Origin of the sequence: Streptomyces phyllanthi, from assembly GCF_009377205.1 — a bacterium.
Taxonomy (GTDB): Bacteria; Actinomycetota; Actinomycetes; order Streptomycetales; family Streptomycetaceae; genus Streptomyces; species Streptomyces phyllanthi.
Window position 1 is genome coordinate 1 of sequence record NZ_VJZE01000150.1, and the last position, 18420, is coordinate 18420.

Below are 18420 nucleotides of genomic sequence, written 5' to 3' on the forward strand. Positions count from 1 at the left end.
CCCACGGCCCCCGCCGCCGAGACGTCCCGCGCCGGCAGCCTCGCAGGCGAAGGACGGGAGCGGCCGGGCCGGGCCGGTGTGGACGCGGAGAGCGGCGAGGTGGGGCCGGACGATCCGACGGAGACGGAGACGGACAGAGAGGCGGGGGCGGATACGGGCACGGGTACGGACCCGACCGGCCGCGAGCCCACCGGCCGTCCGAGCGGGAACCCGTACGACCGCGACGATCCGGACGCAGGCGCCGACGCGGACCCGGTCACCCGGCCGGGCGCCGGCGACGGGCCCGTGCTGCGGGCCCTGCCGCTCGGCAGCGGGCTGATCCTCATCGGTCTGGGCCTCGGGCTGGCGTTCGTCGCCCTGCGCGTCCGACGGTCGTGACCGTTGTGACGCGGCCCGGGCCGTCCCCGGCTCCCAGTGGCCGGGTGCTACGGCTTCACCAGGACCACCTTCCCGATGTGCCCGCTCTCCTCCAGCACCCGGTGGGCCTGTGCCGCATCGCTCATCGGCACCTCGCGGTCGACGACCGGACGTACGTGACCCGCGGCGACGAGCGGCCACACATGCTCGCGCACGGCCGCGACGATGGCCGTCTTCTCCTCGAGGGGGCGGGCCCGCAGCGTGGTCGCGCTGATCGCGGCGCGCTTGCCGAGCAGGAGGCCGATGTTCAGCTCGCCCTTGACGCCTCCCTGGAGGCCGATGATGGCGAGGCGGCCGTTGACGGCGAGGGCCTTCACGTTCCGCTCCAGGTACTTGGCGCCCATGATGTCGAGGATGACGTCCGCGCCCGCACCGTCCGTGGCCCGTTTGATCTCCTCGACGAAGTCCTGCTCGCGGTAGTTGATCAGGATGTCCGCGCCCAGCTCGGCGCAGTGGTCCAGCTTCTGCCCGGTGCCCGCCGTGACGGCGACCTTCGCGCCGACCGCCTTCGCGAGCTGGATCGCCATCGTGCCGATGCCACTGGAGCCGCCGTGCACGAGAAGGGTCTCGCCGGGGCGGAGGTGGGCGATCATGAAGACGTTCGACCAGACGGTGGCGGTCGCCTCGGGCAGCGCGGCCGCCTGCCGTACATCGAGGCCGGCGGGCACGGGCAGCACCTGCCCGGCCGGGACGGCGACCTTCTCCGCGTATCCGCCACCCGACAGCAGTGCGCACACCTCGTCGCCGACCGCCCATCCGGAGACACCGGAGCCGAGTGCGGCGATCCGCCCGGCGCACTCCAGGCCGGGGTAGGGGGAGGCACCGGGCGGCGGATCGTAGAAGCCCTGGCGCTGGAGCAGGTCGGCGCGGTTCACGGCACTGGCCTCGACGTCGATGAGCACCTGGCCCTCGCCGGGCTCGGGGTCCGGGACCTCCTCCCACAGCAGCGCCTCTGGTCCACCGGGTTCGGGAATCGTGATCGCATGCATGAGGGGGACGCTACTCCTCACGGCCTCCGGCACCGATCGAGGTGCGTCCACGGTCCCACGGGCAGTACGTCTCCGGTCGGGTTTCGCTGCGTCCTTGGTCCTGATCGTGGTGCGTCCGGCCACCAGGAGGGGGACGGTGGGAGACGTACGGCGGTACGAGCTCTCCGTGGGGCGGGCGGAGGCCCTCCGGTGCGCGACGGCCGGCGATCGTCCGCCGGGCCGCGAAGTCGCCGTACGGCGACCGATGAGTTCCGGAGACCGCGGCGGTCTCCCTTGCGTAGCCCAGTGGACCGGGCCCCGTACGCGGAAGGACCCCTGACATGAGCGCACAGACGTCCGGCCTCGCGATCGAGACCGCGGGTCTGGTGAAGACGTTCGGCGAGACACGTGCCGTCGACGGCGTCGACCTGTCCGTGCCGACCGGCACGGTGTACGGCGTCCTCGGCCCGAACGGCGCCGGCAAGACGACCACCGTGAAGATGCTCGCCACCCTGCTGCGCCCCGACGGAGGCGAGGCCCACGTCTTCGGCCACGACGTCGTACGGGAGGCCGACCAGGTGCGCGGCCGGGTGAGCCTCACCGGCCAGTACGCGTCCGTGGACGAGGACCTGACCGGCATCGAGAACCTGGTGCTGCTCGGCCGGCTCCTCGGCCACGACAAGAAGGCCGCGCGGCGGCGCGGTGAGCAGCTTCTGGAGGCCTTCGGGCTGACCGAGGCGGCCGGGAAGCAGGTCAAGCACTACTCGGGCGGGATGCGGCGCCGTATCGACATCGCCGCCTCCATCCTCAACACGCCCGATCTGCTCTTCCTCGACGAGCCGACGACCGGCCTGGACCCGCGCAGCCGGAACCAGGTCTGGGACATCGTGCGCGCGGTGGTCGGCCAGGGCACGACCGTGCTGCTGACCACGCAGTATCTGGACGAGGCCGATCAGCTGGCGTCCCGGATCGCCGTCATCGACCGAGGCAAGGTGATCGCGGAGGGCACGAAGGGCGAGCTGAAGGCGTCCGTCGGGGCGGGGTCCGTGCATCTGCGGCTGCGCGATCCGGCACAGCGCCCGCAGGCGGAGGAGGTGCTGCGGCTGACCCTCGAAGCGGACGTGCAGCGCGAGCCGGACCCGGTGGCGCTGACGGCCCGGGTCGGCGCGGGCGCCGCGGGCGGGTGGGGCGCCGCCGAGCAGGCGGCCCGTGCGCTCGCCGAACTGGCCCGCGGCGGTATCACCGTCGACAACTTCTCGCTGGGACAGCCCAGCCTGGACGAGGTCTTCCTCGCCCTGACCGGCCACGACACCCGTACGCAGACCACGCGGGCTGAAGACGCGAAGCTCGACGACACGAAGGACGAGGCGGCGGCATGAGCACCGCGACCACCACCGACAGCAAGGAACTCGCCCCCGTCAGCGCCGAGTCGCTGGCCGCGCTGCTGGTCGCCAAGGAGCGTCCGCCGCGCCCCAGCGCTCTGTCGGCCTCGCTGACCTTCGGCTGGCGGGCGATTCTGAAGATCAAGCATGTGCCGGAGCAGCTCTTCGACGTCACCGCCTTCCCGATCATGATGGTGCTGATGTACACGTACCTCTTCGGCGGCGCCCTGGCGGGCTCCCCGGAGGAGTACATCCAGTTCCTGCTGCCCGGCATCCTGGTGATGTCGGTCGTGATGATCACGATGTACACGGGTGTCTCGGTGAACACGGACATCGAGAAGGGCGTCTTCGACCGGTTCCGCTCGCTGCCGATCTGGCGGCCGTCGACGATGGTCGGCTATCTGCTGGGCGACGCCCTGCGCTACACGATCGCGTCCGTGGTGATGCTCACCGTGGGGATCATCCTGGGCTACCGGCCGGACGGCGGCGTCGGGGGCGTGCTCGCCGGGATCGCGCTGCTGATCGTCTTCTCGTTCGCGTTCTCGTGGATCTGGACGATGTTCGGCCTGATGCTCCGCACCGAGAAGTCCGTGATGGGCGTCAGCATGATGGTGATCTTCCCGCTGACCTTCCTGTCCAACGTCTTCGTGGACCCGAGGACCATGCCGGGCTGGCTCCAGGCGTTCGTCAACAACAGCCCGATCACCCATCTGTCCTCGGCGGTGCGCGAGTTGATGGCGGGCGAGTGGCCGACCGCGGAGATCGCCTGGTCACTGGGCTGGTCGGCACTGTTCGTGCTGGTCTTCGGACCGATCACGATGCGGCTGTACAACCGCAAGTAGTGGTGACGACGTCGGGGGCGCCCACCGATGGCGGGCGCCCCCTCGTCATGCTCGGGAGGCTCTGGATGCTCTTGGCCGTCAGTCCTGGCGCAGGGGCCGCATGTCGGGCGCCACCTTGGTGCTCGGGGTGGCCCGGACGATGGTGATGAGCCGGTCCGCCAGTTGGAGTTCGCCGATGGCGGAGTCGTCGTAGCCGAGCACCCGGTGCCCCCGTACGACGCTGACCACAAGGTCGTCGATCTCCCGCACCTTGCGCCCCACCTCGGCCTTTATGACCGGCCGTTCGACGATGTCGAGTCCGCTGCCCTGCTGGATGAGGTCCTCCATGACCATGCCCGCGGAGGGGCTGAGCACCGAGAGCCCGAGCAGCCGGCCGGCCGCGCTGGCACTGGTGATGACCATGTCGGCACCGGACTGCTTCAGCAACGGCGCGTTCTCCTCTTCGCGCACGGCGGCCACGATCTTCGCCGAGCGGTTGAGCTGCCGGGCCGTGAGCGCGACGAGGACGGCGGTGTCGTCCCGCTGCGTGGCGATGATGACCTGCCGCGCCTTCTGCAGCTCGGCCCGCAGCAGCACATCACTGCGGGTGGCGTCCCCGACAACCCCCGCGTACCCGTCGGCCGTCGCCGCGTCGACCACCTTGGAGCTGGGGTCGACCACGACGACCTGCTCTTTCTTCAGCCCCTGAGCGCAGACGGTCTGGATCGCCGACCGCCCCTTCGTCCCGAAGCCGACGACAACGGTGTGATCCCTCAAGGCCGTCCTCCAGCGGTTCTGTCGCCATTCCTCGCGCGTGCGTTCCGTGAGGACCTCGAGTGTGGTGCCGACCAGGATGATCAGGAACAGCACACGCAGGGGCGTGATCACAAAGATGTTGGTGAGCCGGGCGGCGTCGCTGACCGGGGTGATGTCGCCGTACCCGGTGGTGGAGAGGGTGACGGTCGCGTAGTAGAAGGAGTCGAGCAGGTCGACGCTGCCGTCGGAGTTGTCGTTGTACCCCTTGTGGTCGAGGTAGACGATGAAGGCCGTCCCGACCAGCACGAACAGGGCCATCGCCAGCCGCTTGCCGACCTGCCGTATCGGGCGCTCGACCGCCCGCTTCGGAAGTTTCACCTGGTGGGTCACGAGGCGCTCGTCCGCCTGCCGAGCGATCATGTCCTGGCCCGGTAGTTTCACGTGAAACGCTCCCCGATTCGGTACGCGGTGCGACTCGTGCTCGTCTCCAGGGACGGCCGAAAGATCAGGTCCACACTCGTCCTGACGCACAGGCCCAGGGCCTGGTTGCCGCTGGGCTCCACGATCCCGTACATGCTCTGTTTCACGTGAAACACACCTGGATTCCCGCAGCCGCCCAGGGCAGGTCGAGGAGTTCCAGCTCCTGTCCCGGGCGACCGCCACCGGGCGGTACGACGGCCAGGGCATCGGCCGCGGCGATCCCGCGCAGCATGGCGGGGCCGTTGTAGTGCAGCGGTACGGCCCGGTCGGCACGCAGGGCGACGGGGATGAGCCGGGTGTCATGCGGGTGGCCGTGGACCGCGTCCTGGAGGGGCAGCGCGAAGGGCTCAGGAGCAGCACGCCCCGCGAGCGTCCGCAGGAGGGGCTCAGCGAGGGTGAGAAGACCGGAGACGGCCGCCAGAGGGTTACCGGGGAGCCCGACCAGATGCTGGGTCTCCCCCGTGTGCGCCAGCAGCATCGGGTGGCCCGGACGGACCTGGACACCGTCCACGAGGAGTTCGGCGCCGAGGCGGCGCAGGGTGGGATGGACATGGTCGACCGGACCCGCCGCGGTACCGCCGGTGGTGACGATCAGGTCGGCGGAGGAGTTCTTCAGGGCCGTGTACAGGGCGTCGGCGTCGTCCCCGATCCGGCGGACGGCCGTGACCTCGGCGCCGAGCGCCCGCAGCCAGGGCGGCAGCATGGGGCCGAGCGCGTCCCGGATCAGCCCGTCGCGCGGACGGCCTTCGGTGAGCAGCTCGTCACCGAGGACGAGGACTTCGGCCCGCGGCCGGGGATGAACGGTGACCGTGTCATACCCGGCGGCCGCGGCGAGCCCGAGCACGGCCGGGGTGACCAGGGTGCCGAGCGGCAGCAGCTGGTCGCCGCTACGGCACTCCTGGCCGCGCGGCCGGATGTCCTGCCCGTGCCCGAGCATGGGCGTCCCCCCTGCGTGGGCGGAGTCCGGAGCCTGGGGGAGCGTCGCGTGCAGTCGGCCCTTCTCGTCCGTGCGGCCGTGCTCGCTGCGCAGAACGGCGGTGGCGCCCGGCGGAACGCGGGCACCGGTGGCGATACGGACGGCTTCGCCGTCGGTGAGCGGTTCGGGCTGCGCGTGCCCGGCCAGCACTCCGTTCCGGCGCACCTGCCAGGGGCCGGGGCCCGCGACCGCCCAGCCGTCCATCGCGGAACTGTCGAAGGACGGGAGGTCGGTGAGCGCCGTGAGGGGGGCGGCGAGGACCAGGCCCAGGGCGTCGTCGAGCGTGACGGAAACAGGGGTGGGGCGCCGGATCGAGCGGGCGGCGCGATCGGCGAGAGCGCGGGCCTCCGGCCAGGGGGTGGCCCCGTGGTGGGTGCCCTTGGCGGAGGCCGGGCCCTTCTCGGCGGACCTGGGCGTGGAGGAGGCACGGGAGGGGTGCGGGGCGCCGGGGGGACGCCCGCCCCTGTCGTTGGCCACGGCCAGCGCCTCCTCCACGTCGAGTTCCTCGGCGTCCCGGCGGGTCATCCGGCGTCCGGCGCGTTCTCGGAGGCGGGGCCGCGCCCGGCCTCCGCACCGGCGCCTGCCTCGGGCCCCGTGCGGGCCTCGGTGTCCGGCTTGGCGTCGGGCACGTCCTCGTCCGCCCAGCGCAGGGCCAGGGCCGCGGCCTTGCGGGCCGCCTCGGCGACCGCCTCAGGGCCTCCCCCGGCCCGGGCAGCGGCGTATCCGACGAGGAACGTGGTCAGCGGGGCCGCGGGCCGGGCCACTCCGTGCGCGGCGTCGCGAGCGAGGTCGAGGAGGCCACCGGTGTCGACGTCGAGGTCGATACCCAGTTCGTCCTTGACTGCGGAAATCCATTCATCCAGCACGTTTCCATGCTCCTTGATACGTGCCCGGGCGGCGGCGATGTCCTCCCAGGTGTCGCAGTCGAACGACGCGACGGGGTCGGAGATACGGGTCAGATCGAGTGCGCCGGTGAGCCGCCGCAGCGGCAGCCCGGTGAGCTCGCCGTACTCGGCGGCGAGCGCGCCGAGTACGCGCCGCAGGGCGTCGGCCCGGTATGCGGCCACGAGGGGCTGGTCACGGCCCCCCGGGTCGGTGAGCAGCGCGCCCTCCGGGCCGCGCTCCGGGGCTCCCTCGACCTGGAGGGCGCCCAGCAGCCGCCGCACGGTGGTCTCCTCGAGGAACGGCAGATCGGCGGAGAGCACGACGACCTGGGGCGCGGTGGTGTGCCGGAGTCCGGCCTCCAGCGCGGCGAGCGGACCGCCGCCAGGAGGGTCCTCGCGGGCCCACACCACAGGTCGTACGGTCGGCCGCCGGTCGGCCACGACCACCGTGCCGGCCGCTTCGGCGCACGCGGCCAGCACACGATCGAGCAGCGCCCGGCCGCCCACGTGCACCCCGGGTTTGTCCGCGCCGCCGAGCCGCCGCGCGGCGCCCCCGGCGAGCACGACGGCGTCGTACGCGGTCCCGGCGGCGTCGTACGCGTCGGCGGCGCCGGGCTGCGGCCGGTCGGGAGGGTCGTAGGCGGTCACCCTCCGAGTATGCGTGCCACGGCGATCACAGGGAACGCAGGAGCACCGCCGGCTGTTCGACGCAGTCCGCCACGTAGCGCAGGAAGCCGCCGGCCGTACCGCCGTCGCACACCCGGTGGTCGAAGGTGAGCGAGAGCTGGACCACCTGCCGGACCGCCAGTTCGCCCTGGTGCACCCAGGGCTTGGGGACGATACGGCCGACCCCGAGCATGGCCGCCTCGGGGTGGTTGATGATCGGCGTGGACCCGTCGACGCCGAACACCCCGTAGTTGTTCAGCGTGAAGGTCCCGCCGGTGAGCTGCGCGGGGGTGAGCGTCCCGGCGCGCGCCGCCTCGGTCAGCCGCGCGAACTCGGCGGTGAGCGACTCCGCGTCCCTCGCGTGCGCGTCCCTGACCACGGGGACGACGAGCCCCCGCTCGGTCTGCGCGGCGAAGCCCAGGTGCACCCGGTCGAGACGTACGACCTCACGGGCGGCCATGTCGACGGTGGAGTTGAGCTCGGGGAAACGGGCGAGCGCGGCCGTGCAGATGCGGGCCAGCAGGGCGAGCAGCGAGATCTTCGGCCCGCCCGTCGCGTTCATGGCCGTGCGCGCGTTCATGAGTTCCGTGGCGTCGGCGTCCACCCAGCAGGTCGCGTCCGGGATCTCACGACGGCTGCGGGAGAGCTTGTCGGCGACGGCCCCGCGCACGCCACGGAGGGGGACACGGGTGCCGGGGGCGACGGCCGCGGAGGTACCGGCTGCGGACATGCCCGCTGCGGCGGGCTCGGCGGCGCTGCCCGCGCGCGTGGGCGTGGGTGTCCTCTCCGCGCGCGTGGGCGTCGAGACGGTCCGCGACGGCTCTGCCGGGACCCGCGTCACCGGAGCGGCGGTGGCCGCCGCCCGCAGCGCCTGCTCCACGTCCGCGCGCAGGATCAGCCCGTCGGGTCCGGAGCCCGCCAGCTCCCGCAGATCCAGACCGTTCTCCCGGGCGAGCCGGCGCACGAGCGGCGAGATCACGGGGACCGGGCCCATCGGGCCGACGGGTTCGCCGGAGGGCTTCGGGGCCGTCACGGGTGCGGCCGACGCGGCAGGCGCGCTCCCAGCGGCCGAGGGTGCGGCGGCCCGATCCGGCCTGTCCGGCACGGCACCGGGACCGGCACTGGCACCGGCCCGGGGCCGCACCCGCCTCCGCCGCGCCGGGGGCGCCCCCGTGCCATAACCCACCAGCACGTTCCCGGAGCCCTGGTCGTCCTCCGCAGGCGCCCCAACGGCCACCGTCAGCAGCGGTGCTCCCACGGGCAGTTCCGTGCCCTCCTCGCCGAAGCGCGCGGTGACCACGCCCCCGTACGGGCACGGCACCTCGACCATGGCCTTGGCCGTCTCGACCTCCACCACCGGCTGGTCGACGGCGACGACGTCCCCGACCCGCACCAGCCAGCGGACGATCTCGGCCTCGGTCAGCCCCTCACCGAGGTCCGGGAGCCTGAACTCCAGCACCTGGGCCATCAGCTCTCCGCCTCCCACTGCAGACGCCCCACGGCGTCCAGGATCCGGTCGACGCCGGGCAGGTGATGCCGCTCCAGCATCGGCGGCGGATAGGGGATGTCGAACCCGGCGACGCGCAGCACCGGCGCCTCCAGGTGGTGGAAGCAGCGCTCGGTGACACGGGCCGCGATCTCGCCGCCCGGGCCGCCGTAGCCGCCGGACTCGTGGACGACCACGGCGCGCCCGGTGCGCCGTACCGACGCGGCCACGGTGTCGTCGTCGAAGGGCACCAGGGAGCGCAGGTCGACGACCTCGAGGTCCCAGCCCTCGGCTTGTGCCGCCTCGGCCGCCTCCAGGCAGACGGGCACGGACGGGCCGTACGTGATCAGCGTGGCGCTCCGGCCCGTGCGCCGTACCACCGCGCGGCCGATGGGTTGGACCGCCTGCGGCTCCTCCGGGTTCCAGGAGTCCTTCGACCAGTACAGCCGCTTGGGCTCCAGGAAGACGACCGGGTCGTCGGAGGCGATGGACGCGCGCAGCAGCCCGTACGCGTCGGCGACGGTCGCGGGCGTGACGACGTGGAGCCCCGGGGTCGCCATGTAGTACGCCTCGGAGGAGTCGCTGTGGTGCTCGACACCGCCGATGCCTCCCCCGTAGGGGACTCGGATGGTGATCGGCAGGGGCATGGCGCCCCGGGTGCGGTTGCGCATCCGCGCGACATGGCTGATGAGCTGCTCGAACGCCGGGTAGGCGAACGCGTCGAACTGCATCTCGACGACCGGCCGCAGCCCGTACATCGCCATGCCGACGGCCGTTCCGAGGATGCCCGCCTCGGCCAGTGGCGTGTCCGTGCAGCGGTCCTCGCCGAACTCCTTGGCGAGCCCGTCGGTGACCCGGAAGACACCACCGAGCGTTCCGACGTCCTCGCCCATGACGTGGACGGCCGGGTCGTCGGCCATGGCGTCGCGCAACGCGCGCGTAAGGGCCTGCGCCATGGTGGCGGGCTTGAGCGCGACGGTGGTCATCGGCCCGTCCCTTCCGCGTGTGCCTCGGCCTCGGCCTCCAGTTCGGCCCTCAGCAGGGCCCGCTGCTCCCGCAGCTGGGGTGTGGGCTCGGCGTACACATGGGCGAACAGGTCCATGGGGTCGAGCTGCGGGTCCTGGTTCATGCGTTCGCGCAGGTCGGCCGCCATGGCCTCGGCGGCGTCCCGCGCGGCCTGTATGCCGTCCGCGTCGATGAGCCCGCGCTCGGTCAGCTCGTGCTCCAGGAGCGCGATCGGGTCGTGCGCGCGCCAGGTGTCGACCTCGGAGTCGCCGCGGTAGCGGGTCGCGTCATCAGCGTTCGTGTGGGCGTCGATGCGGTACGTCACCGCCTCGACCAGCGTGGGACCGTTTCCCGCGCGCGCGTGGGCCACGGCGTCGCCGAGCACCTCGTGCACGGCCGCCGCGTCGTTGCCGTCCACCAGACGGCCCGGCATCCCGTAGCCGACGGCCTTGTGGGCCAGCGACGGGGCGGCGGTCTGCTTCGCGAGCGGGACGGAGATCGCGAAGCCGTTGTTCTGGACGAGGAAGACGACCGGGGCCTGCCATACGGCGGCGAAGTTCATTGCCTCGTGGAAGTCGCCCTCGCTGGTGCCGCCGTCGCCGACCAGGGCGAGCGCGACCACGTCGTCGCCCTTGAGCCGGGCGGCGTGCGCGAGGCCCACGGCGTGCGGCAGCTGGGTGGCGAGGGGGGTGCACAGAGGCGCGACACGGTGCTCGTGCGGGTCGTACCCGGTGTGCCAGTCACCGCGCAGGAGCGTGAGGGCCTGGACCGGGTCGAGGCCGCGGGCGACGGCTGCCAGGGTGTCCCGGTAGCTGGGGAAGAGCCAGTCGCGCTCCTCCAGCACGAGGGCGGCGGCCACCTCGCAGGCCTCCTGGCCGGTGGTGGAGGGGTAGACGGCGAGGCGGCCCTGCTTGGTGAGTGCCGTGGCCTGCGCGTTGTACCGGCGGCCGCGGACCAGCTCCGCGTACAGCCGGCGCAGCAGCGCAGGGTCGACCTCGGCGGCCGCATCGGTGCCCAGGACACGGTACGGCCGCGCGTCGGGCAGCAGCGGCGCGGGGTCGGTTCGGGGCTGCCAGGCGGGCGGCGGTGTCGGCCGGTAGTACGCGCCCCGCTGCTCCATGACCGTCATACGGCACCTCCTCGTGGGAGCGACTTCCGGGCGCGCCGGGGTTGTGACGCGCCTCACCTACCGATTGTTCGGTCGTCGGCGCATTTTGGCTACGGGCACCGGCAGGCTGTGGACAAACGGTTCTGCACAGCCTGTGATGGACGCAGTACGTCCATGGTAGGGAGGCAGGGGGACATGGCACCTGAACAAATGGCCGAGCAGTCGGAGCACGGCCCCGCGGTGCCTCCCCCACGCCCTCTGGACGCCATAGACCGGGACATCCTGCAGATGCTCCAGGCGGACGGACGGGCCTCGATACGCTCCGTCGCCGAGCGCGTCCATGTCTCCCGCGCCAACGCCTACGCCCGTATCAACCGCCTCATCGAGGACGGTGTGATCCGGGGTTTCGGGGCGCGCGTGGACCACGAGCGCGCCGGGCAGGGCACCTCGGCCTACATCACCCTCAAGATCGTGCAGAACTCCTGGCGCACGGTCCGGGAACAGCTGCGCCAGCTGCCCGGCGCCTCCCACATCGCCCTGGTGGGAGGCGACTTCGACGTCCTGCTGCTGGTGCACACCCCGGACAACCGCGCGCTGCGCGAGCTGGTGCTCACCCGGCTCCAGGCCATCCCCGAGGTGCTGAGCACCCGGACACTCCTGGTGTTCGAGGAGGAGGACCTGGAACCGGAGGGCTGATCGCCCCATCCCCCTGGCGCACCACAGGTCCCCTGTCCTCACTCCTGCGTGCGCAAGCCCCCGAACACCAGGCGCACCACCGCGTCGGCCACTTCCCGCTCGCCCATGCCCCGCCCGTCCGGCCGGTACCACTCCACCAGCGAGTTGATCATCCCGAAGACGAGCCGGGTGGCCAGCCGGACCTCCACGTCACCGCGTACGTCCCCGTCGGCGGCCGCGTCCTTGAGCAGCTCGGCAACCCGGTGGTCGAACTCGCGGCGCCGCTCCAGGGCCCACCGCTCCGTACCGGTGTTGCCGCGCACACGCAGCAGCAGCGTCACGTACGGCAGTTCGGAGGTGAGCACCTCGACCATGCGCCGGACGACGTACTCCAGCCGCTCGACGGCCCGCCCCGCGCGCGCGTGCTCCTCGTCGAGGATCCCGAAGAGGCCGTCGAGCGCCCGGCTGACGGCACGGCGCAGCAGCTCCTCCTTGCCCGCGACATGGTGGTATATCGACGACTTGGAGATACCGGCGGCCTTGGAGAGGTGCTCCATGGACGTGCCGTCGTAGCCACGGTCGTTGAAGACCCGGACGGCGACGGACAGAAGCGTCTCCGGGGTGTACGTGTCGCGCTTGGCGGTGGTCATTTGATGCCCTTCCGCGTGTCTGCGGCCTGTCCGTGGCGGTACAGCGCGAGGGAGGGCGCGCAGCGGCCGGAGGGCTCGCGCAGGTGTAGTTCCTCCAGCAGGTCGTACGCCCATGTCCTGCCGAGCCTGCGGCTCCATTCGAACGGCCCGAGCGGGTAGTTGACGCCCAGGCGCATCGCTGTGTCGATGTCCTCCTCGGTCGCCACGCCCTTGGCCACGGCGTCGTACGCGAGGTCGACGATACGCGCCACCGTACGGGCGACGATCATGCCAGGCACGTCCCCGATGACGCTGACGTCCTTGCCGAGCGCCTGGAAGAGCCCGGTGGCCTCGGAGAGCGTCTGCGGCGAGGTGTCCTGGCAGGCGGACAGGGCGATCCGGGTGGCCCTGCGGTAGTCGAGCGCCAGGTCGAAGTAGACGACGTCCAGGAACTCCACGGAGGTCTGGCCGTCGGCGAGAACGAGCTGGCCGCCGCTCGGCAGGACGAGCCGGATGCCGTCGTACTCGCCCTCCTCGTCCTCGTCGTCCTCCGCGCGGACGGGGATGCCCGCCTCACGGATCAGCGCGAGCACCTCGGACGCAGGGCCCATATCGCCCTCGGCGACGACGTACGCGGGCGCCGGGGCCTTCTCCGCGGTGTGCGGCTCGGGGCGCTCGGCGCCGTCCGTGTGGTCGTACCAGCCGTGGCCGCTCTTGCGCCCGTGCCGGCCCGACTCGACGAGCCGCCGCTGGGCGAGCGAGGGCGTGAAGCGCACGTCCTGGAAGAACGCCTGCCACACGGAGTGCGTGACGGACTCGTTGACGTCCTGCCCGATGAGGTCGGTCAGCTCGAAGGCGCCCATCCGGAAGCCGCCGGACTCGCGCAGGACCGCGTCGATGGTGGCGGGGTCGGCGCCCTGGGCCTCGTACACCGCGAAGGCCTCGGCGTAGAAGGGCCGCGCGATGCGGTTGACGATGAAGCCGGGGGTGTCGGCGCAGGCCACCGGTGTCTTGCCCCAGAAGCGGGCGGTCTCGTACGCGCGCGTGGCCGACGTGACGTCGGTGGCGAACCCGGAGACGACCTCCACGAGCGGCATCAGCGGTGCCGGGTTGAAGAAGTGCAGGCCCACGAACCGGCCCGCGTGGCGCAGGGCTCCGCCGATGGCCGTGACGGACAGGGAGGAGGTGTTGGTGGCGAGCAGGCAGTCCTCGTCGACGATGTCCTCCAGCTCGCGGAACAGCTCCTGTTTCACCTCCAGCCGTTCGGCCACCGCCTCGATGACGATCCCGCAGTCCGCGAGCTCGGCGAGACTCCCGGCGGGATGCAGCCTCGCGCGCGCGGCGTCCCGGTCGGCGCCGGTGAGCCGGTCCTTCTCCACGAGCCGGTCGAGGCGGGCACCGATCGCGGCGGCCGCGTCCCGGGCGCGGCCGGGAACGGCGTCGTACAGCCGCACGGGGTGGCCCGCGACCAGCGCGACCTGGGCGATGCCCTGGCCCATCGTGCCGGTGCCGACGACGGCCACGGGGCTGCTGAGGTCGAGTGCTGTCATGTACGCGATCCTCCCGCACGGGGTTGTCCACAGATGCGGCGGACCCCCTTGTCCCGACCGATCGTTCGGTTACTCTAACCGTGACCGCCTGTTTCTGCCCAGGTCAGAGCTCAACGAAGAGTTCTCAAGACGAGGAGTTGGTCCCGCATGGCCGCCGAACTGACCGCGCACGAGCTCATCGCCAGGCACCGGCCCACCCTCGACCAGGCGCTGGAGGCGATCCGCACACGCGCGTACTGGTCCCCGCACCCCGAACACCCCAAGGCCTACGGCGAGAACGGCAGCCTGGACGCGGCGGCCGGCAAGTCCGCCTTCGACGCCCTCCTGGGCACCCGCCTCGACCTCGGCCAGCCCGGCACGGACGACTGGGTGGGCGGCGAGCTCTCTCCGTACGGCGTCGAGCTGGGCGTCACCTACCCGCACGCGGACGCCGACGTGCTGTTGCCCGCCATGAAGGCCGGGCAGCGGGCGTGGCGCGACGCGGGCGCGGAGACGCGTGCCGTGGTCTGCCTGGAGATCCTCAAGCGGATCAGCGACCGCACGCACGAGTTCGCGCACGCCGTCATGCACACCTCCGGCCAGGCCTTCATGATGGCGTTCCAGGCGGGCGGCCCCCACGCTCAGGACCGCGGCCTGGAGGCGGTGGCGTACGCGTACGTGGAGCAGGTCCGCACCCCCGACACCGCCGAGTGGACCAAGCCCCAGGGCAAGCGCGACCCACTGGCGCTGAACAAGCGGTTCACACCGGTCCCGCGCGGGATCGCGCTCCTCATCGGCTGCAACACGTTCCCGACGTGGAACGGCTACCCGGGCCTGTTCGCCTCCCTGGCCACCGGCAACGCGGTGCTGGTGAAGCCCCACCCGCGCGCGGTGCTGCCGCTCGCCCTCACCGTGCGGGTCGCGCGCGACGTGCTCACCGAGGCCGGCTTCGACCCGAACCTCGTGGCGCTCGCCGCCGAGCGCCCCGGCGAGGGCATCGCCAAGTCCCTGGCCGTCCGCCCGGAGATCCGGATCATCGACTACACGGGCTCCGCCGCGTTCGGCGACTGGCTGGAGACCAACGCCCGCCAGGCGCAGGTCCACACGGAGAAGGCCGGCGTCAACACGGTGATCGTGGAGTCCACCGACGACTACAAGGGGATGCTCTCCAACCTGGCCTTCTCACTGTCCCTGTACAGCGGCCAGATGTGCACGACCCCGCAGAACCTGCTGATCCCCCGCGACGGCATCAGCACGGAGGACGGCCCCCGGTCGTACGACGAGGTGGTCGCCGACCTCGCCAAGTCGGTCGGAGGCCTCCTGGGCGACGACGCGCGCGCGAACGCCCTGCTCGGAGCCATCGTGAACCCGGATGTGAAGGCCCGTCTGGACGCGGCGGCGGGGCTCGGCGAAGTCGCCCTCGTCTCACGGGAGATCACCAACCCGGAGTTCCCGGGGGCGACGGTCCGCACCCCGGTCATCGTGAAGCTCGACGGCGCCAAGCCCGACGCCGAGGCGGCCTACATGAGCGAGTGCTTCGGCCCCGTCTCCTTCGCCGTCGCGGTCGACTCGGCGGCGGACGCGGTAGCCCTGCTCCGGCGGACCGTCCGCGAGAAGGGCGCGATGACGGTCGGCGCCTACACCACCTCGGACGAGGTGGCCGAGGCCATCGAGGAGGCCTGCCTGGAGGAGTGCGCCCAGCTGTCCCTCAACCTGACCGGCGGGGTGTACGTCAACCAGACGGCGGCCTTCTCGGACTTCCACGGTTCGGGCGGCAACCCGGCGGCCAACTCGGCGCTGTGCGACGGCGCGTTCGTGGCCAACCGCTTCCGGGTGGTGGAGGTGCGCCGGGAGGCGTAGAAGCCTGGAGCTCTGGTGTGCCGAAGTCTCTAGGAGCCCGTCGGCGCACCCCCGGTGGCGCTCCAGTGGAACAGCGTCATGGCCACACTGGTCGCGAGGTTGTAGCTGGAGACCTGGGGGCGCATCGGCAGGGACACCAGGTGGTCGGCGCGGGCCCGGAGCGCGGCGGACAGACCGCTGCGCTCCGAGCCGAAGGCGAGCACCGCGTCGTCCGGCAGCTTCAGCCCCCGGATGTCGTCGCCCTCCGGGTCCAGCGCGAACACGGGACCCGGCGGCAGCTCGTCCACGTCCAGCCGTTCCACGGCGGTGGCGAAGTGCAGGCCCGCCCCACCGCGTACGACCGTGGGGTGCCAGGGGTCGAGCGTGCCCGTGGTGACCACCCCGGTCGCCCCGAAACCGGCCGCGAGGCGGATCACGGCTCCGGCGTTTCCCAGGTTGCGCGGGTTGTCGAGCACGACGACCGGAGCCGTGCGCGGGGTGCGGGCCAGCGCCCGTAGGTTGGTCTCCCGTGAGGGCCGTACCGCCAGGGCGGCCACCGAGGTGGGGTGCGGGCGCGCCACGAGGGTGGCGTACGCCGCCTCGGGGATCTCCGTGAGAAGCGCGTCGAGCGTGTCCCGTACGTCCGGAGCCAGTTCCCCGGCGAGCGCGAGCGCCGCCTCCCGGTCGGTCGTGACGGCCACCGGGACCTCGGCCCGGAAGCGCGTCGCGTGCTTGAGGGCGTGGAAGCCGTCGAGCAGGACGGAGGCGTCGGCGAGCTGCCGCCAGAGACGTACGGGGTCGGTCATGCCGTGAAGCCTACGTGCGCCTGCTCGGGCGCCCCCGGGCCCTTGGCCCGCTGCCCGGGCGGGCCCGGCGGCGTGCGGTCGCGGCCCGGAAACAGCCTCCCGCGCGCGCGTGCCGCCCATCCGCCCAGGCGTTTCAGGAAGGACGTCGGCAGGAACACCGCGTCCGCGGCGATCATCGCGAGAGAGAAGAACGGCAGGCCCAGGACCACGGCGATCACGGCGTGCTCGGTGATCATCAGCGCCAGCAGGACGTTCTTGACGCGCCGGTTGAAGAGCGTGAACGGGAAGGCGACCTGCACGACGACCGTCCCGTACGTCACGAGCATCACCAGCGTGCCGTTCGCGGACAGCAGGTCGGACAGGGCGGGCCACGGGGAGAAGTAGTCCAGGTGCAGCGGGTAGTACACCGCGGTGCCGTCCTGCCAGCGCGTGCCCTGGATCTTGTACCAGCCGGCGGTCGCGTAGATCAGACACGCCTCGGCCATGATCACGAACAGGGCCGCGTTGTGCGCGAGGTTGGCCACGAGATCGAGCAGGACGCGGGGCTCCGCGCCGCCCGTGTACCGTCCGGCCGCCCACCACAGGGCCTGGGCCGCCCACAGCCCCCAGAAGAGCACCAGCCAGCCGGCGCCGAGCCACCCCGCGAGCGTCACCAGGAGCAGCGCGAAACCGAGCGCGCCCCACAGGGCGGGCCCCACCCGGTCCGGGCGGGTGGGGGCCCCTCCTGCTCGAGCGGAGCCGAGAGCGTGGGGGAGCTCCCCCCGCGCGCGGGCCTCACACGCGCGCTTCACCCGGCGCGCGTCCAGGGACCACACCAGACCGCAGCGCGTGAAGACGAGGTAGATGGCCATCAGGTGGATGACGTTGTCGCCGCCGTCCCCCATGAAGACACTGCGGTTCTGCAGCGACAGGACCCCGACCATGAAGAGCACGCTCATGGTGCGGGTGCGCCAGCCCAGCAGCAGCAGGAGACTCGACAGCATGCCCAGGGCGTAGACGGCCTCGAACCAGGACCGGCTGTCGGACCACAACAGGATCGTGAACGCGTCGTTGCCGGCTATGAGCTGCTGGGCGAGGTCCCAGCTCCACGGCCCGTCGGGCCCGTACAACTCGTGCCGGTGCGGGAACTCGCGCACCAGGAACAGCAGCCAGGTCGCGGCGAAGCCGATACGGACGACCGCGGTCTGGTACGGGCCCAGAGCGGAGTCCGTGACCCGGCTGATACGGCACCCGATCGCGGCGGCCAGCCGCCCCATCACGTACCCGCCTCCGTCCGGTCCCGCTCGGTCACCGTCCACCACGACAGTTCGCGGACGACCGGCTTGTCGGACACCTGCTCCTCGCTCCACCCCGGCGGTGGCACGTTGGTGGTGCGGGACCGGACCTGCACGCGTTCGACGAGCCCGGCGGGCCCGGCCGCGCCCTCCTCTTCGAGGCGCATCACGACGATGCGGCGCATATAGCGTTCGGCGAGGTCGCCGCGCTGGCCCGTGGGGCGGTTCTCGCTGTCGTGCGAGGCGACGTAGAAGTCCCAGGCCCGGCGCAGTTCGTTCTGCCGGGTGTGGCTCGGCAGCAGGCTTCCGTCGATCGCGGCACCGTCCAGCGCGGACAGGTCGTACCAGCCGGTCGTGCGGTTGCTCCCGTCCGCGGTACGGACCTCGGCGCGCACCTGCACGGCTATGTTCTGCTGCAGCGGGTTGGGCGCGAAGAGCTTCCAGTTCTGCTCGAACTCCGGGTACACCCAGTCGTCGATCGCCCGCCCGTGCTGCTTGGTGACCGTGTTCGAGGGCGCCACGTGCAGGAACACCATTCCGAGGTGCGCACAGGCGACCACCGCGACGACCGCGAGCGCGAGGGCGGCGACGATCTGGGACCCGAGCGAGAGCCCGGCTATCCCCGGGATCCCGGCGGCCCCGGCTGTCCCTGCCCGCTCGGCGGCTTCCGGGGTTCTGGGAGGCGGAACGCCGTCGTCCGGGGGTGGGAGGCCTATCTC

Annotated in this window: 18 protein-coding genes; 5 read left to right on the forward strand and 13 right to left on the reverse strand. The window is 72.2% G+C overall.

Translation table 11 applies throughout. The annotated features are described in order from the left end of the window. Window positions 1-378 (forward strand): hypothetical protein (locus FNH04_RS21520; protein ID WP_152786684.1); only part of this gene is annotated, 378 nt, incomplete at its 5' end. A 47-nt stretch (window positions 379-425) separates the two neighbouring features. Here FNH04_RS21520 and FNH04_RS21525 read toward each other — a convergent pair. Beyond that, window positions 426-1406, reverse strand: a complete 981-nt coding sequence (locus tag FNH04_RS21525; RefSeq protein WP_152786686.1) for an NAD(P)H-quinone oxidoreductase — start codon at window positions 1404-1406, stop codon at window positions 426-428. A gap of 320 nt (window positions 1407-1726) precedes the next feature. Between FNH04_RS21525 and FNH04_RS21530 the strand changes: the two genes are divergently transcribed. Continuing rightward, window positions 1727-2764, forward strand: a complete 1038-nt coding sequence (locus FNH04_RS21530; protein WP_152786688.1) for an ATP-binding cassette domain-containing protein — start codon at window positions 1727-1729, stop codon at window positions 2762-2764. Further along, a complete protein-coding gene (locus tag FNH04_RS21535) occupies window positions 2761-3609 on the forward strand; it encodes an ABC transporter permease (protein ID WP_152786690.1) in 849 nt (282 codons plus the stop codon). The genes FNH04_RS21530 and FNH04_RS21535 overlap by 4 nt, the downstream gene beginning before the upstream one ends. Window positions 3610-3687: 78 nt before the next feature. Here the strand turns inward: FNH04_RS21535 and FNH04_RS21540 are convergent, their stop codons facing one another. The 7 genes from FNH04_RS21540 to pdhA are packed head-to-tail and all read right to left on the reverse strand — an operon-like array spanning window position 3688 to window position 10970. Beyond that, complete coding sequence (locus tag FNH04_RS21540; RefSeq protein WP_322723470.1) at window positions 3688-4785, reverse strand: potassium channel family protein; 1098 nt, start codon at window positions 4783-4785, stop codon at window positions 3688-3690. Then, complete coding sequence (locus FNH04_RS46635; protein ID WP_194236761.1) at window positions 4782-4931, reverse strand: hypothetical protein; 150 nt, start codon at window positions 4929-4931, stop codon at window positions 4782-4784. The genes FNH04_RS21540 and FNH04_RS46635 overlap by 4 nt, the downstream gene beginning before the upstream one ends. Then, complete coding sequence (locus FNH04_RS21545) at window positions 4928-6325, reverse strand: molybdopterin molybdotransferase MoeA (RefSeq protein WP_152786694.1); 1398 nt, start codon at window positions 6323-6325, stop codon at window positions 4928-4930. The genes FNH04_RS46635 and FNH04_RS21545 overlap by 4 nt, the downstream gene beginning before the upstream one ends. Beyond that, entirely contained in the window at window positions 6322-7332 is a 1011-nt protein-coding gene (locus FNH04_RS21550; RefSeq protein WP_386575595.1) for an NTP transferase domain-containing protein, read from the reverse strand. Before FNH04_RS21550 ends, FNH04_RS21545 begins: the two co-directional genes overlap by 4 nt. Window positions 7333-7357: 25 nt before the next feature. Next, window positions 7358-8818, reverse strand: a complete 1461-nt coding sequence (locus FNH04_RS21555; protein WP_152786696.1) for a dihydrolipoamide acetyltransferase family protein — start codon at window positions 8816-8818, stop codon at window positions 7358-7360. Continuing rightward, window positions 8818-9822, reverse strand: coding sequence for an alpha-ketoacid dehydrogenase subunit beta (locus tag FNH04_RS21560; protein WP_152786698.1), 1005 nt, complete (start codon window positions 9820-9822; stop codon window positions 8818-8820). The genes FNH04_RS21555 and FNH04_RS21560 overlap by 1 nt, the downstream gene beginning before the upstream one ends. Beyond that, window positions 9819-10970, reverse strand: a complete 1152-nt coding sequence (gene pdhA, locus FNH04_RS21565) for a pyruvate dehydrogenase (acetyl-transferring) E1 component subunit alpha (protein WP_152786700.1) — start codon at window positions 10968-10970, stop codon at window positions 9819-9821. The genes FNH04_RS21560 and pdhA overlap by 4 nt, the downstream gene beginning before the upstream one ends. Window positions 10971-11159: 189 nt before the next feature. Here pdhA and FNH04_RS21570 point away from each other — a divergent pair, with 189 nt between their 5' ends. Continuing rightward, window positions 11160-11645: an Lrp/AsnC family transcriptional regulator gene (locus tag FNH04_RS21570; RefSeq protein WP_152786712.1), complete on the forward strand. Its 486-nt coding sequence runs from the start codon at window positions 11160-11162 to the stop codon at window positions 11643-11645. 38 nt (window positions 11646-11683) lie between these two features. On the opposite strand, the gene FNH04_RS21575 is transcribed toward FNH04_RS21570, so the two are convergent. Then, window positions 11684-12274, reverse strand: coding sequence for a TetR/AcrR family transcriptional regulator (locus FNH04_RS21575; RefSeq protein WP_152786702.1), 591 nt, complete (start codon window positions 12272-12274; stop codon window positions 11684-11686). Beyond that, a complete protein-coding gene (locus FNH04_RS21580; protein ID WP_152786704.1) occupies window positions 12271-13803 on the reverse strand; it encodes a 3-hydroxyacyl-CoA dehydrogenase in 1533 nt (510 codons plus the stop codon). The genes FNH04_RS21575 and FNH04_RS21580 overlap by 4 nt, the downstream gene beginning before the upstream one ends. 147 nt (window positions 13804-13950) lie before the next feature. On the opposite strand from FNH04_RS21580, the gene paaN reads away from it, so the two are divergent. Beyond that, window positions 13951-15642 (forward strand): phenylacetic acid degradation protein PaaN, encoded by a 1692-nt coding sequence (gene paaN, locus FNH04_RS21585; protein WP_152786706.1) that lies wholly within the window; start codon window positions 13951-13953, stop codon window positions 15640-15642. Between the two features lie 29 nt (window positions 15643-15671). Here the strand turns inward: paaN and FNH04_RS21590 are convergent, their stop codons facing one another. Genes FNH04_RS21590 through FNH04_RS21600 form a run of 3 tightly spaced genes read right to left on the reverse strand, consistent with a single transcriptional unit; the run spans window position 15672 to window position 18417 of the window. Beyond that, a complete protein-coding gene (locus tag FNH04_RS21590) occupies window positions 15672-16427 on the reverse strand; it encodes a TrmH family RNA methyltransferase (protein WP_152786708.1) in 756 nt (251 codons plus the stop codon). Beyond that, a complete protein-coding gene (locus FNH04_RS21595) occupies window positions 16424-17683 on the reverse strand; it encodes an HTTM domain-containing protein (RefSeq protein ID WP_152786710.1) in 1260 nt (419 codons plus the stop codon). Before FNH04_RS21595 ends, FNH04_RS21590 begins: the two co-directional genes overlap by 4 nt. Then, window positions 17683-18417 carry a DUF5819 family protein gene (locus FNH04_RS21600; RefSeq protein ID WP_322723476.1) on the reverse strand — a complete coding sequence of 245 codons (735 nt, stop codon included), beginning with the start codon at window positions 18415-18417 and terminating at the stop codon, window positions 17683-17685. The genes FNH04_RS21595 and FNH04_RS21600 overlap by 1 nt, the downstream gene beginning before the upstream one ends. Window positions 18418-18420: the final 3 nt, after the last annotated feature.

Excerpts from the sequence above, each read along its gene's own strand:
- FNH04_RS21525 (WP_152786686.1), bottom strand. The coding sequence starts at position 1,406 with ATGCATGCGATCACGATTCCCGAACCCGGTGGACCAGAGGCGCTGCTG.
- FNH04_RS21530 (WP_152786688.1), top strand. The coding sequence starts at position 1,727 with ATGAGCGCACAGACGTCCGGCCTCGCGATCGAGACCGCGGGTCTGGTG.
- FNH04_RS21535 (WP_152786690.1), top strand. The coding sequence starts at position 2,761 with ATGAGCACCGCGACCACCACCGACAGCAAGGAACTCGCCCCCGTCAGC.
- FNH04_RS21545 (WP_152786694.1), bottom strand. The coding sequence starts at position 6,325 with ATGACCCGCCGGGACGCCGAGGAACTCGACGTGGAGGAGGCGCTGGCC.
- FNH04_RS21555 (WP_152786696.1), bottom strand. The coding sequence starts at position 8,818 with ATGGCCCAGGTGCTGGAGTTCAGGCTCCCGGACCTCGGTGAGGGGCTG.
- FNH04_RS21560 (WP_152786698.1), bottom strand. The coding sequence starts at position 9,822 with ATGACCACCGTCGCGCTCAAGCCCGCCACCATGGCGCAGGCCCTTACG.
- pdhA (WP_152786700.1), bottom strand. The coding sequence starts at position 10,970 with ATGACGGTCATGGAGCAGCGGGGCGCGTACTACCGGCCGACACCGCCG.
- FNH04_RS21570 (WP_152786712.1), top strand. The coding sequence starts at position 11,160 with ATGGCCGAGCAGTCGGAGCACGGCCCCGCGGTGCCTCCCCCACGCCCT.
- FNH04_RS21575 (WP_152786702.1), bottom strand. The coding sequence starts at position 12,274 with ATGACCACCGCCAAGCGCGACACGTACACCCCGGAGACGCTTCTGTCC.
- FNH04_RS21580 (WP_152786704.1), bottom strand. The coding sequence starts at position 13,803 with ATGACAGCACTCGACCTCAGCAGCCCCGTGGCCGTCGTCGGCACCGGC.
- paaN (WP_152786706.1), top strand. The coding sequence starts at position 13,951 with ATGGCCGCCGAACTGACCGCGCACGAGCTCATCGCCAGGCACCGGCCC.
- FNH04_RS21590 (WP_152786708.1), bottom strand. The coding sequence starts at position 16,427 with ATGACCGACCCCGTACGTCTCTGGCGGCAGCTCGCCGACGCCTCCGTC.
- FNH04_RS21595 (WP_152786710.1), bottom strand. The coding sequence starts at position 17,683 with ATGGGGCGGCTGGCCGCCGCGATCGGGTGCCGTATCAGCCGGGTCACG.